This window comes from Glycomyces harbinensis (genome assembly GCF_900101745.1).
GTDB classification, from domain to species: domain Bacteria; phylum Actinomycetota; class Actinomycetes; order Mycobacteriales; family Micromonosporaceae; genus Glycomyces; species Glycomyces harbinensis.
Map to the genome: position 1 here is coordinate 35409 of NZ_FNAD01000020.1, position 12301 is coordinate 47709.

Below are 12301 nucleotides of genomic sequence, written 5' to 3' on the forward strand. Positions count from 1 at the left end.
TGGAGCGTCGTCAATCGGGCAACTCATCACCATCGTGCCATCAACCGGTGGCGTCCCGTGCGCGCCTTCCCACTACCGGGCAGTACCCTCACGCTTCCGATTCACGCGTGAGGGTCGCCGATTCGGCGCTGTCGGCGCTGGGTGTCGGGCTTTCGCCGCCGTCGTCGGTGGGCGTGTCCTCGCCGTCGGTCGGCGAGGGCGTGGAGGAGGGCGTCTCCGTAGGCGACGGCTCCTCGCTGGGCGTGGGCGAGGGGCTCGGCGACGGCGAGCCCGTCTCGCTCGGCGTCGGCTCGGGGTCGGTCGTGCCGGGGTCGGACGGCGACTGGGTCGGGTTCTCGGCGTCGGGGTCGGTCTGGACCGCGTCGACCACGCGATGCGCGCCCGCGAAGTTCTCGAACCAGATCGAGCTGATCTTCACGACGTCGCCCGTGCGGGGCGCCTGGATCATCTTGCCGTCGCCCAGGTACATGCCGGTGTGGTAGACCGACTGCCAGCTGCCCGGATCGTCCCACCAGTACAGGAGGTCACCCGGCAGGAGCTTCTCGGTGTCGACCGGCTTGTCGCGGGTCGCGTTGTACTGGTCGGCGGCCACGCGCGGCAGGCTCACGCCCGCATACGCGTACGCGGACTGGACGAGCCCGGAGCAGTCGAAGGAGTCGGGGCCCTCGGCGCCCCACACGTACGGGTCGCCGAGCTGGGCCAGCGCGTACTCGACGGCCTTCTTGGCCTCGGGCGCGGCGTCCCAGCCGTCGACCTCGGAGGAGAAGTCGCCGGAGTACTCGGCGGCGGCGGCCTCGCGCTCGCGCTCGAGCTGCTCGAGCTCCTCGCGGTTCTCCTCGACGAGCTCGTTGAGCTCGGTCTGGGCGCGGTCGAACTCGGCGTCGAGGGTGATGTAGCGGCCCTCGGCGCGGTCGGCGGAGAGGGACGCGGCGTCGAGGGCGGCGCGGGCGACCGCTTCGGCGGTCTCGGCGTCGTCGAAGTCGGCGCTGAGGCTCGGCAGGTCCCATTCGCCGCCGAGCGGGGTGAGGCCCGAGAGGTCGGGCAGGTCGGCTTCGGGGACGCCGGAGAGTTCGGTGTAGGCCTCGCCCGCGGCGTAGTCGAGGGCGGCCTGGGCGGTCTCGAGGTCGGCGGCGGTCTCGGTCCAGGCGGTCTGGGCGCCGGCGAGGCGGTCCTCGCGGGCGAGCCATTCGCTCTCGGCGGCGGTGGTCTCCTCGGCGATCTGCGCGAGGTCGATCTGCGCGGCGGTGATCTGGTCGCCGAGGGGGCCGTCGGCGGTCTCGGGGTTCGTGACCGGGGTGTCGTCGGTCGCGCCTCCGGCCGGGCGTTCGCCGTCGTCGGGGACGGTGACCCCAGGCTCCGCCTGGGCGGGGAGCGCACCCCCGCTCTGCCCTACAACGACCATGACCGCGGCCGCGGAGGCGGCGGCGATCACGCGGGCACCGAACCGTGAAACGCGCATGTGAGGTGTCCTTCTGTGGGGGAAGCCACGGATATGGTACCGAAGACACGCAACTCTCGCGTCCGCGGTTGCCCGCGGCCGGACTTCCATGGCGCGCACCACGTCCTGCGGGGCCTTGCGCGCGCGTTCGCGTCGGGGAGGACCCGGGGGTGTCCGATTCGCCGGGACGCTCCGCCCGCGTTCACGGCCTCACATACCGCATCGAGCGATCCGACCGCCCGGCCCCGGCGGGGTTACCCTGGGCGAGACCGCACAACGTTGGGAGCGCCATGGACGACAACGCCGAGTTCAAGGCCGGCATCGAGGAGAAGCTCGCGGCCGGCGAGCGGCTGAGCTTCGAGGACGGCGTGGGCCTGTACGAGGTCGACGACCTCGCCTGGCTCGGCCGGCTCGCGCACGGGGTCCGCACCGCCAAGAACGGCGACCGGACGATGTTCAACGTCAACCGGCACCTCAACCTCACCAACGTCTGCTCGGCCTCGTGCGCCTACTGCTCGTTCCAGCGCAAGCCCGGCGAGGCCGACGCGTACACGATGCGCGTCGAGCAGGCCGTGGCCCTCGCCGAGCAGATGACGGGCGACCTCCCCACCGAGCTCCACATCGTCAACGGCCTCCACCCGACGCTCCCGTGGCGCTACTACCCGCGGGTCCTCAAGGCGCTCAAGGAGACCCTCCCCACGGTCAACCTGAAGGCCTTCACCGCCACCGAGGTCCAGTGGTTCGAGAAGATCTCCGGCCTGGGCGCCAGCGAGATCCTCGACGAGCTCATCGAGGCGGGCCTCGAATCGCTCACCGGCGGCGGCGCGGAGATCTTCGACTGGGAGGTCCGCCAGCACATCGTCGACCACGCCTGCCACTGGGAGGACTGGTCGCGCATCCACCGGCTCGCCCACGAGAAGGGCCTGAAGACCCCGGCCACGATGCTGTACGGCCACATCGAGGAGCCGCGCCACCGCGTCGACCACGTGCTGCGCCTGCGCGAACTCCAGGACGAGACCGGCGGGTTCGCCGTGTTCATCCCCCTGCGCTACCAGCACGACTTCCACGACTCCAAAGACGGCAAGATCCGCAACAAGCTCCAGGCGCGCACCACGATGGCGAGCCCGGCCGAGTCGCTCAAGGTCTTCGCGGTCTCGCGCCTCCTGCTCGACAACTTCGACCACGTCAAGTGCTTCTGGGTCATGCACGGCCTCGACGTCGCGCAGCTGTCGCTCTCGTTCGGCGCCGACGACCTCGACGGCTCGGTGGTCGAGTACAAGATCACGCACGACGCCGACGAGTACGGCACCCCCGACAAGATGACCCGCGAGGACCTCCTCGAACTCATCCGCGACGCCGGCTTCCAGCCCGTGGAGCGCAACACCCGCTACGAGGTCGTGCGCGAATACGAACGGCCGCAGACGATCGGGGAGCGCCGGGCGGAGCCGCAGTCGGTGAAGTTCTAGTGCCCGGGGACAAGGCCCGAGACGAGGCCCTGGACCGGCCCGCGGGGAGCCCGAAGGCGGAGTCCCTGGGGCAGCTCATGGGCACCGCGCTCGCGTACTTCGTGATGGGCGCGGGCGTGCTCGTCGTCATCGACCTCGTGTTCGTGCTCCCGACCGGCCGGTCCTTCGGCCAGACCTCGGGCTGGATCGCGGCGCTGCCGACGGTCTGGGCGTTCACCGAGCAGTTCCGCCGCTACGCGGGCGCGGCCCGCTGGGGCCTCATGCTCATCGGGGTGCTGCTCGGGCTCGGCGCCGGCCTCGCGGTCGCGCTCATCGCGCCGCCGGCCTGGCCGCCCATGCTGTCGGGGGGCCTCGGCGGCCTGGCGGCCGTCCTCGTCTACGGCCCCTTGTGGTACACCGGCATCAGATCCTTCGGAGAGGAGCGGCGCGCATGAACCCGGTCGCCAAGTACTTCCTGGCCCGCACGGGCCTGTTCGCCGCGATCGCGGTGCCCCTGGCGTTCGTCCTCAACCTGTGGGCGGCGCTCGCGGTCGGCCTGCTCGGCTCGATGGTGCTCGGCTTCGCGCTGCTGCGGGGCCAGCGCGAGGCGATGATCGACCACATCGACGCGGGCGTCAAACGCCGCAAGGAGGAGAAGGAGCGCCTGCGGGCCGAGCTCGCGGGCGAGGACGCCTGACCTCAGGGCCGGGCTCGACCGCTCAGCCGGCGTCCCTCATCAGCTCGGTGCAGATCTGGAGCGTCTCCGCGGCGCCGGCCTCGAGGGCCTTGCCGTAGTGCTTGAGCCAGGACCGGACCCCGTCGGGGGTGCCGGTGGACCAGGCGCGCTGCGCGCCGACGTACTCGGGCTGGCGCTCGAGGTGCCCGGCGTCGACGGTGATGAGCAGGTTCGGGTCGAGTCCCTTGCTGGCCAGGGCGAGCCGGGACGCGGCGCGCGCGACCACGTTGTTCGCCACCGGGAACGGGCGCACCGCGAGGAGTTCGCCGTGGACGACGGCGGCGGCCATCGCGGCGGGGATCTCCTTGGTGGGGTTGGCGACCAGCGCGCACAGCGCGTTGATGCGGGCCGAACCGGACTTGTCGACCTCGATGCGGCCGGGCTCGAAATCGGTGCCGGCGTCGGGGAAGTCGCGCGTGGCGAGCAGGTGGAGCTTCGCGAGCACGAACCGCGGCGAGACCGGCCACACGTCCGAGAGCGCCGGCAGGGTCTCCTCGATGCGCAGGACCCCGCTGACGATGGGGTCGTCGAAATCGCCGGCGCGCAGCCGTTCGACGTCGCAGTCGTAGCCTTCCAGTGCCAGCGTCGCCGAGGCGCTGTGCAGGGCCACTTCCGAGGCGACGAGTTCGTCGCCGCCGCGGAGGGCCTCGTGCCAGAGCATCCGGTCGACGGTCGTTCTGGCGTTCTCAAGGGCGTCGGCAACCTCGGAGAGTTCGAGGAGAGGCGCGAGAGGATCCACGGGCGGAACCTTACCTTTTGCGTGGGCGACTGATACGGCGCACCGGGCGGTCTAGAGGGCAGTCACACGATGGTAGCGAAGTTCACGGTCGTGCACCGGTCCGACGATACCTCCCGAATCGGCGTTCCCGGGTCCCCGAGACGATGGAATCCGAAAGGGGGCGAACCGCCCGCGCGCCGTCCGCCGCCCGTCCGCGGGCCGCTCGGCGAAGGCACTTCCCAGATGCCGGTGCGTCGGCGGGTGAACGTTCTGTGTCGTCCCGTTCGCGCTAGTGTTGCCGGACATAGACCCGCCTCACAGTCGCGCATCGGCGCGTAGATCTGTAAGGAGCGAATACCCGTGGCAGAAACCCCGCAAGAGACGCTTGCCAATCTCCTGTCGGAGGACCGGACCTTCCCCCCCTCCCCCGAGTTCTCGAAGACGGCGAACGTCACCGCGGCCGCCTACGAGGAGGCCGCCGCCGACCGGCTCGGCTTCTGGGAGCAGCAGGCCCGCAGGCTCGACTGGTCGAAGGACTGGGACCGGGTCCTGGACTGGGACGACCCGCCGTTCGCCAAGTGGTTCACCGGGGGCGAGCTCAACGTCGCCGCCAACTGCCTCGACCGCCATGTCGAGGCCGGCCTGGGCGACCGGGTCGCGATCCACTTCGAGGGCGAGCCCGGCGACACCCGGGCCGTCACGTACGCGGCGCTCCTCGACGAGGTCAAGCGCGCCGCGAACACGCTCACGGACCTGGGCGTGGAGGCGGGCGACCGGGTCGTCATCTACATGCCGATGATCCCCGAGGCCGCGGTCGCGATGCTGGCGTGCGCGCGCATCGGCGCGCCCCACTCGGTGGTCTTCGGCGGCTTCAGCGCCACCGCCCTGTCGAGCCGCATCGACGACGCGGGCGCGAAGCTCGTGGTCTGCGCCGACGGCGGCTTCCGCAAGGGCAAGGCGTTCGCGCTCAAGCCCATGGTGGACGAGGCCGTGGAGCAGTGCCCCACCGTCGAGAAGGTCCTCGTCGTGACCCGCACGGGCCAGGACGTCGACTGGAACGACCGCGACGTCAAGTGGGAGGACACGGTCGCGACCGCCTCCAACGAGCACGTCGCGCAGGCCTTCGACGCCGAGCACCCCCTGTTCATCCTGTACACCTCGGGGACCACGGGCAAGCCCAAGGGCATCCTGCACACCTCCGGCGGCTACCTCACGCAGGCCTCGTACACGCACCACGCGGTGTTCGACCTCAAGCCCGAGTCCGACGTGTACTGGTGCACGGCCGACATCGGCTGGGTCACCGGCCACTCGTACATCGTCTACGGCCCCTTGTCGAACGGCGCCACGCAGGTCATGTACGAGGGCACCCCGGACACCCCGCACACCGGGCGGCTGTGGGAGATCGTCCAGAAGTACGGCGTGACCATCCTCTACACCGCGCCGACGGCGATCCGCACGTTCATGAAGTGGGGCGACGACATCCCGGCCCGCTACGATCTGACGAGCCTGCGGGTCCTCGGGTCGGTCGGCGAGCCCATCAACCCCGAGGCGTGGATGTGGTACCGCGAGCACATCGGCGGCGGCAACGTCCCGATCGTGGACACGTGGTGGCAGACCGAGACCGGCGCGATCATGGTCTCCCCGCTCCCCGGCGTCACCGCGACCAAGCCCGGCTCGGCCCAGCGCCCGCTCCCGGGGATCTCGGTCGACGTCGTGGACGAGCAGGGCGCCTCAGTGCCCGACGGCGGCGGCGGGTTCCTGGTCATCCGGGAGCCGTGGCCGTCCATGCTGCGCACCATCTGGGGCGACGACCAGCGGTTCCTCGACACCTACTGGGCGCACTTCGACGGCATGTACTTCGCCGGCGACGGCGCGAAGAAGGACGGCGACGGCGACCTCTGGCTGCTCGGCCGGGTCGACGACATCATGCTGGTGAGCGGGCACAACATCTCGACCACCGAGGTGGAGAGCGCGCTGGTCAGCCACGCCACGGTCGCGGAGGCCGCCGTCGTGGGCGCCTCCGACCCCGTGACCGGGCAGGGCATCGTCGCGTTCGTGATCCTGCGCGGCGTCTCGGAGTCGAGCCCCGAGCACCTCGCGGAACTGCGGGGCCACGTGTCGAAGACCTTGGGGCCCATCGCGAAGCCGCGACAGGTCATCGTCGTGGCCGAGCTGCCGAAGACCCGCTCGGGCAAGATCATGCGCCGGCTCCTGCGCGACATCGCCGAGGACCGCGAGATCGGCGACGTCACCACGCTCGCCGACAACACGGTCATGAGCCGCATCAAGACCGGCCTGCAGGGCGGCAAGGAGGACTAGGGGCTCATCGCCGTTAGCGTTTCGTGACGAGGTCGGGGTCGGTCCAGCCGGTCCCGACCTCGTACGCTTTGCTGCGTGACCCGCAAGACCTTCGCCGACAGCGCCGCCCACAAGCCCGGCCCGTGGACCCACCGGCACATCGATGCCAACGGCTCGCGCTTCCACGTGGTCGAGTCCGGTGAGGGCCCGCTCATCCTGCTGCTGCACGGCTTCCCGGAGTTCTGGTGGGCCTGGCGCCACCAGATCCCGGCCCTCGCCGACGCCGGCTTCCGCGTCGTCGCCGTGGACCTGCGCGGCTACGGCGCCTCCGACAAGCCCCCGAACGGGTACGACGCGTACACGATGGCCGCCGACGTGGTCGGGCTCGTCCGGGCCCTGGGCGAGCGGGAGGCCACGGTGGTCGGCCACGACCTCGGCGGCATCCTCGGCTTCGCCGCCGCCGCGTTCCACCCGCGCCAGTTCAAGTCCCTCATCGTGCTCGGCGCCGCCCACCCGCTGCGCCAGCGGGCCGCGCTCGCCGTGGACCCGAAGGGCCAGCTGGCGGCCTCGCGGCACCTGTTCGCGTTCCAGATGCCCCGCTACGAGCACAAGCTGACCGCCTGGGACGCGCGCAAGGTCGCCGACCTCATGTACGCGTGGTCGGGGCCGGGCTGGCGCGGCACCCGCGACTTCCAGGAGTACGTGCGGGCCTGCCGCGACGTCATCCAGATCCCGCAGGCGGCGTTCTGCGCGCTGGAGGCGTTCCGGTGGCCGTTCCGCACCGCGATGGGCCTGGCCGGGCGGCGGTTCGTGAAGCTCCTGCAGCGCCCGACGCCGGTGCCCACGCTGCAGCTGCACGGCGCGCTGGACCGGTGCGTGCTGCCGCGGACCGCGCAGGGGTCGGGCCGGTACGTGCACGGGCGCTACGAGTGGAAGCTCCTGGACGGGGTCGGGCACTTCCCGCAGCAGGAGGCGCCCGAGACCGTGACGAAGGAGATCATCCGCTGGGCCGCGTGAGGCGCATGATTCACCCCTCCTGAACTAGCCGTGCGGCTAGTTATACGGCAGGATGGTTGCGGCAAGCACGACACCTGAATGAAGGCGGCTCCATGTCCGAGGCAAGTTTCGCCCTGCGCGGCGCGACGATCGTCCCCATCACCGCTGCTCCGATCGAGCAGGGCACCATCCTGGTCGAGGACGGCCGCATCAGCGCCGTCGGCGGCGCCGACCTCCCCGTGCCCGAAGGGGTCGAGATCCGCGACGCCCGCGGCAAGTGGATCGTGCCCGGCCTCGTCGACGCGCACACCCACCTGGGCGTCCACGAGACCGGCGAGGGCTGGGCGGGCGACGACACGAACGAGGTGACCGAGCCGAACACGGCCCACGTGCGGGCCCTGGACGGCATCAACCCGGCCGAGCCCGGTTTCGCCGACGCCCTCAGGGGCGGCGTGCTCACCGCGTGCGTGAACCCCGGTTCGGGCAACGTGATCGGCGGCGAGTGCGTCGTGGTGAAGACCGCGGGCCATCGCCGCGTCGACGACCTCGTGGTCCGCTCCCCCGCCGGGATCAAGTCGGCGCTGGGCGAGAACCCCAAGCGCGTGTACGGCGACAAGGGGCAGACCCCCAAGACCCGCCTGGGCACCGCGGGCGTGCTGCGGTCGGCGTTCATCGCGGCCGAGAAGCACCGGGACGCCGAGAACCCCGACCGGGACCTCAAACTGGAGAACCTGGTGAAGGTGCTGAACCGGGAGATCCCGTGGCGCCAGCACTGCCACCGGGCCGACGACATCGCGACCGCGATCCGCGTCGCCGACGAGTTCGGGTACGACCTGGTCCTCGACCACGGCACCGAGGCGCACCTGCTCGCGGACGTGATCGCCGAGAAGGGCATCCCGGTCCTGTTCGGGCCCTTGTTGACCGTGCGGGCGAAGGTGGAGACGGCGAAGCGGTTCCCCGAGAACGCGGTGAAGATGGCCGAGGCCGGCGTGAAGCTGGTGATCATGACCGACCACCCGGTGGTGCCGATCCAGTACCTGATCGTGCAGGTCATGGAGTGCGTGAAGGCGGGCCTGGACCGCGAGACGGCGCTGCGGTCGGTGACGATCAACCCCGCCGAGGTCCTGGGCGTGGCCGACCGGGTCGGTTCGCTGGAGGCGGGCAAGGACGCGGACTTCTGCGTGTGGTCGGGCGACCCGCTCGACTACTACTCGCAAGTGGAGCAGGCCTACATCGAGGGTGCGCGGGTCGCATAGGCGAAGGCCCGGGGCGGCGGTGCTGTGGAGGCTGGGCCGCCGCCCCGGGAGCGTGAGGAGGGGCCGGGAAGCGATGCTTCCCGGCCCCTTTTCGCGTGCGTCGGCCCTATGCGGCCCGGCGGACGTCGGCCCGCTTCGGCAGCGAGTCCACCCGCAGGTCGCGGGCGATGAGGCTGCGGCGGGCGGCCCCGGCGGCGCCGGAGATCCGCTCGAAGAGCGTGGGACGGTGCGGGACGACCGGAGCGTCGGGCAGTGCCGACAGTGCTTCGGACTTCACGAGGTTCATGGCCAAGAGCGCGTATGCGTCCATCGGTGTTTCCTTCCGGGCGGTGATGCGATGAGCGTGCCGCGCCGGTGCGGCGGTGAGGCCCTTCCCGCGGAACGGGCAGTTTCGGGGGCCTCGGGAACTACTCTGACCGGGCCGTGTCACCGGCTCATTACGTCGCAGGAAACCCTCGGACAAGCCTGATGAACACCAGAGTGCCGATGATGCCCCAGGTCACAGTGGCGAAGGGCACGTTGGGGTTCGGAGGATCGGCAGCACCGTCTGCATCGGCCGCGATCTGGCGGTTCACTCGGTTCGCGCGAGGTCCGTCCACCCCACGCCCGCGGGCTGTACCGAGGGGTGGATGCCCTTCGCCGATCACCTGTGCGCCTTAGGTGTCGATGTCAGGGCCACAGGTCGAGCCCGACCCTCGCAGCGAGGACGCGGCCGGCGACCTGTTCAGGCGATGCGCTTCTCGACGCCCCTCCGCCAGGCCTGCTCGATCTGGTGGCCGCCGCCAGCGCTTCGACAGGGTCGCGTCGATCGTCTCGGTCCATGGAGATCGGCATCAGCGGGATCCGGCCGTTCCCTTCCGATGTTCCGACGCACGGACGTCAGCGGCGCGGAGTCGGGATTCGACGAGCGGCGTTCGCCGACAGTGGTTCCGTCATGAATGTCGGGCGTGGCGTCATCGGGGTTCGCGACCGCCGGTGGTGAAACCGGTGCGCTTGTGGGTGCCGTCGCACCAGGGTTTGATCGCCGAGGCTCCGCAGCGGCAGAGTGCGACGGATCGTCGCGGCTGGTCGATCGGTGTGCCGTCCTCGGCGATGAAGCTCGCCGGGCCGCGGATGATGAGTGGTCCGTCCGGGCAGGCGGTGACGGTCACGAGGTCGTCGTCTCGCATGAGTTGCCTCCTGTAGGTGCGGAGCCCGTTCCCTCGTCGGGGCGGGGTCCTCTGGCCTGAGCCGGTGCGGGTGTCGGACCGCTCAAGCTTCAAGCCCGGATCGTTTCGCGCGAAGTCGGCCGGAGCGAAGTGCGACCCTCCTGCCAGGCGTGGAGAAGGCGGTCGCCCACCCATCCGTCCATTCGCAGGCCGGCGACGGCTCCGAAGAGGATGTCCTCCAGCAGGGCCGGCTCGTCCTGGGCGAGGGCGCCGGCGAGGTCGCGGCCGGCGATCTGCTCGTGGACGGCGTCCGCTTCGACGTGCTCGTCGAAATAGGCGGTGACATCGACGCCGAAGCCCAGCCGCCGGAACCCGTCGCCGTAGAGCCGGTTCGGGAGCGAAGAGGTCATCTCGAGTGCCGCCAGATGCCCGACAGTCGCTCCCAGCAGTCGCCGGTTGAGGCCGAACATCGACATCAGGTTCTGCGAGGCCAGCGTGATGGCGGGGACATCGTCGACGTAGGCGCCGTAGCGGTCGTCGAGCTCGGCGCCGCGCATGGTCCGCGCGAAGATCGCCGCATGCATCCGCTCGGAATCGCCGCCGCCGTACTCGTCCGATTGGATCTCGATCAGCGCGGCCTTCGATCTGCCGGTCAGTCGCGGGATCGCCCACGAGTGCGGGTCCGCCTCGCGGAGCGTGTAGATGCTGCGCTGGATCAGGAACTCCCGCGCCTGGTCCCGCGAAGCGGATCTGGCGACGAACCGCGCCAAGTCGGGTCCCGGGGTCGGGGCCGTCGCGGCGAACAACCAGGCCGCTACCGCTTCCCGGTCGGCTCGAGGGGGGTCCTCGGCGGTCGCCGCCGACCGCATCTGCGCCTCGAACGCGCGCTCCAGCAGCGCGCGGGTCGCGATCAGGTCCGGGTGCCACTCCCATGACGCGTCCAGCCAGGGCAGTGACCCGTACATCAGCCCGTACAGCAGGAACAGCGACAACTGGAGGTCGTCGTCCTCGACCACGTTTCCCGTGGCCGCCAGGGCCTTCTTCGCCGCGTCGAGCAGGTGCCCGGTCCGCTGCGGTGCCTCGGGTGGCGGGCACCTGCGGTGCAGCAGTGCGCACAGCGACGCGCTCAACGGCCCGCGCGGTCGTACGCGCGCCGGCATGGACCGTACCTCGCCTGGACGGACACGGCGAAGAGCGGACGGGGTGTCCGTCGCCGGTGCGTCCCTCGATGGTCCGGGCGCTCGGAGCGATGCCGGGCCTGTCCCGTTCGACGAGTTCACGCCTCGAGCGGGTTCAGTGCCGGACTTAATGTTCGTCATCGCATCGGCCCAGGGCGTTGGCGTGACCAAGCGTGGCGCCCGAGTCGCATGGCTTCCCCATCATCGTTTCCCCCTCGTCATCGTCCGGCGGCCGAGTTCCGGGTCTCCCGCAGGTTCGGCGCGAGCGCGGCGATCCGCCAGACCCGTGCGTGCGCGCCCCCACTGTCGCGTACCCGACGCGAGCGGCCCCAACCCCTCGCTGAAAATCGCCCGGCCAGATCGACGTGGGAGCATCCGGCCAGGCCCTCGTCCGGGGCGCCAGTGCCGCCGATACCCCCGCTTGGTCTGGACTGGGCGGTCCTTTCGTCCTTGGTTCGAACGCTACGAAAGCCGTCGCGCACACGATCGAGCCGATCGCCGCCACCGCAGCCGTCGATCGGCCGCTGTAGCCGCGACGGCGGTCCGCAAGCGGTTTGATCTGGTGCTTCAGCCGGTGTCGCGGGGGTATTACGGAATGCATGAACCACATCTCCGACGCACCGCCGCCCGAGCCTGCCGGCAGCGGGAGCGACCCGCGGCTGGCCGGGAGCGCATGGCGCTCGGCACTGGATGATCGCACCGTCGAGGCGGTGGGCGCACTGACCGAGGCGCTGGAGACCGCCGAAATAGCCCGCGGCCACCTGTTCGCCTTCCACCAGCTCACCGGCTCCGCCGACTACAAGGTCGAGGACGCCATCGGCCTGCTGAAGGCCGCCGGACACGGGGATCTGGCGCAAAGGCTGACAACCGAGCTGCTGGGCCGCAACGTGCTTCCCGGACGCTGGACGTTCCAGATCATCGAAGAGTACGAGAGCACCTACTTCGACGTGTTCCGCGACCTTGAACGCGAGGTCCGTGCGCTCACCGGCGGCATGCCTCACGTCTACGAGGCCGACCTCAAGCGCCGACGCCGCTCGGCGGGCGAACCCGGCCACGAGGCCGAGCCGACCGAGCCCGCCGCCTGAACG

Annotated in this window: 12 protein-coding genes; 7 read left to right on the forward strand and 5 right to left on the reverse strand. The window is 70.8% G+C overall.

Translation table 11 applies throughout. The features are described 5' to 3' along the window. Positions 1–88: 88 nt before the first annotated feature. Positions 89–1459 (reverse strand): C40 family peptidase, encoded by a 1371-nt coding sequence (locus tag BLQ63_RS24345; protein WP_177155088.1) that lies wholly within the window; start codon positions 1457–1459, stop codon positions 89–91. Between the two features lie 269 nt (positions 1460–1728). Here BLQ63_RS24345 and mqnE point away from each other — a divergent pair, with 269 nt between their 5' ends. From mqnE to BLQ63_RS24360, 3 genes are read left to right on the forward strand one after another with little or no spacing between them, the layout of a single operon-like run. Further along, the gene (gene mqnE / locus BLQ63_RS24350) at positions 1729–2904 is read left to right on the forward strand and encodes an aminofutalosine synthase MqnE (protein ID WP_091040143.1); all 1176 of its coding nucleotides are present in this window, start codon (positions 1729–1731) and stop codon (positions 2902–2904) included. After that, positions 2904–3338 (forward strand): hypothetical protein, encoded by a 435-nt coding sequence (locus BLQ63_RS24355; protein ID WP_091040144.1) that lies wholly within the window; start codon positions 2904–2906, stop codon positions 3336–3338. The genes mqnE and BLQ63_RS24355 overlap by 1 nt, the downstream gene beginning before the upstream one ends. Continuing rightward, positions 3335–3580: a DUF4229 domain-containing protein gene (locus tag BLQ63_RS24360; RefSeq protein WP_091040145.1), complete on the forward strand. Its 246-nt coding sequence runs from the start codon at positions 3335–3337 to the stop codon at positions 3578–3580. Before BLQ63_RS24355 ends, BLQ63_RS24360 begins: the two co-directional genes overlap by 4 nt. A 22-nt stretch (positions 3581–3602) precedes the next feature. Here the strand turns inward: BLQ63_RS24360 and BLQ63_RS24365 are convergent, their stop codons facing one another. Further along, positions 3603–4358 carry an oxidoreductase gene (locus BLQ63_RS24365; RefSeq protein ID WP_091040146.1) on the reverse strand — a complete coding sequence of 252 codons (756 nt, stop codon included), beginning with the start codon at positions 4356–4358 and terminating at the stop codon, positions 3603–3605. 339 nt (positions 4359–4697) lie between these two features. On the opposite strand from BLQ63_RS24365, the gene acs reads away from it, so the two are divergent. The 3 genes from acs to BLQ63_RS24380 all read left to right on the forward strand — a co-directional run bounded on the left by acs (position 4698) and on the right by BLQ63_RS24380 (position 8887). After that, positions 4698–6656: an acetate--CoA ligase gene (gene acs / locus BLQ63_RS24370; protein WP_091040147.1), complete on the forward strand. Its 1959-nt coding sequence runs from the start codon at positions 4698–4700 to the stop codon at positions 6654–6656. A 75-nt stretch (positions 6657–6731) separates the two neighbouring features. After that, positions 6732–7652, forward strand: coding sequence for an alpha/beta fold hydrolase (locus tag BLQ63_RS24375; RefSeq protein WP_091040148.1), 921 nt, complete (start codon positions 6732–6734; stop codon positions 7650–7652). Positions 7653–7744: 92 nt separating this feature from the next. Next, positions 7745–8887: an amidohydrolase gene (locus BLQ63_RS24380; RefSeq protein WP_091040149.1), complete on the forward strand. Its 1143-nt coding sequence runs from the start codon at positions 7745–7747 to the stop codon at positions 8885–8887. A 106-nt stretch (positions 8888–8993) separates the two neighbouring features. On the opposite strand, the gene BLQ63_RS24385 is transcribed toward BLQ63_RS24380, so the two are convergent. The 3 genes from BLQ63_RS24385 to BLQ63_RS24395 form a co-directional block, all read right to left on the reverse strand. Next, positions 8994–9197, reverse strand: a complete 204-nt coding sequence (locus BLQ63_RS24385; protein ID WP_091040150.1) for a hypothetical protein — start codon at positions 9195–9197, stop codon at positions 8994–8996. A gap of 643 nt (positions 9198–9840) precedes the next feature. Beyond that, positions 9841–10056 (reverse strand): CDGSH iron-sulfur domain-containing protein, encoded by a 216-nt coding sequence (locus tag BLQ63_RS24390; protein WP_091040151.1) that lies wholly within the window; start codon positions 10054–10056, stop codon positions 9841–9843. Positions 10057–10145: 89 nt separating this feature from the next. Beyond that, on the reverse strand, positions 10146–11195 hold the full coding sequence (locus BLQ63_RS24395; protein WP_091040152.1) for an iron-containing redox enzyme family protein: 1050 nt from the start codon (positions 11193–11195) through the stop codon (positions 10146–10148). A gap of 617 nt (positions 11196–11812) precedes the next feature. Between BLQ63_RS24395 and BLQ63_RS24400 the strand changes: the two genes are divergently transcribed. Next, on the forward strand, positions 11813–12298 hold the full coding sequence (locus BLQ63_RS24400; protein ID WP_218125479.1) for a hypothetical protein: 486 nt from the start codon (positions 11813–11815) through the stop codon (positions 12296–12298). The last annotated feature ends 3 nt before the right edge of the window (positions 12299–12301 follow it).

What these genes read in the sequence shown, in the direction of transcription:
- BLQ63_RS24380 (WP_091040149.1), top strand. Translation starts at nt 7,745, where the DNA reads ATGTCCGAGGCAAGTTTCGCCCTGCGCGGCGCGACGATCGTCCCCATC.
- BLQ63_RS24345 (WP_177155088.1), bottom strand. Translation starts at nt 1,459, where the DNA reads ATGCGCGTTTCACGGTTCGGTGCCCGCGTGATCGCCGCCGCCTCCGCG.
- BLQ63_RS24400 (WP_218125479.1), top strand. Translation starts at nt 11,813, where the DNA reads ATGAACCACATCTCCGACGCACCGCCGCCCGAGCCTGCCGGCAGCGGG.
- BLQ63_RS24360 (WP_091040145.1), top strand. Translation starts at nt 3,335, where the DNA reads ATGAACCCGGTCGCCAAGTACTTCCTGGCCCGCACGGGCCTGTTCGCC.
- BLQ63_RS24395 (WP_091040152.1), bottom strand. Translation starts at nt 11,195, where the DNA reads ATGCCGGCGCGCGTACGACCGCGCGGGCCGTTGAGCGCGTCGCTGTGC.
- BLQ63_RS24390 (WP_091040151.1), bottom strand. Translation starts at nt 10,056, where the DNA reads ATGCGAGACGACGACCTCGTGACCGTCACCGCCTGCCCGGACGGACCA.
- BLQ63_RS24385 (WP_091040150.1), bottom strand. Translation starts at nt 9,197, where the DNA reads ATGGACGCATACGCGCTCTTGGCCATGAACCTCGTGAAGTCCGAAGCA.
- mqnE (WP_091040143.1), top strand. Translation starts at nt 1,729, where the DNA reads ATGGACGACAACGCCGAGTTCAAGGCCGGCATCGAGGAGAAGCTCGCG.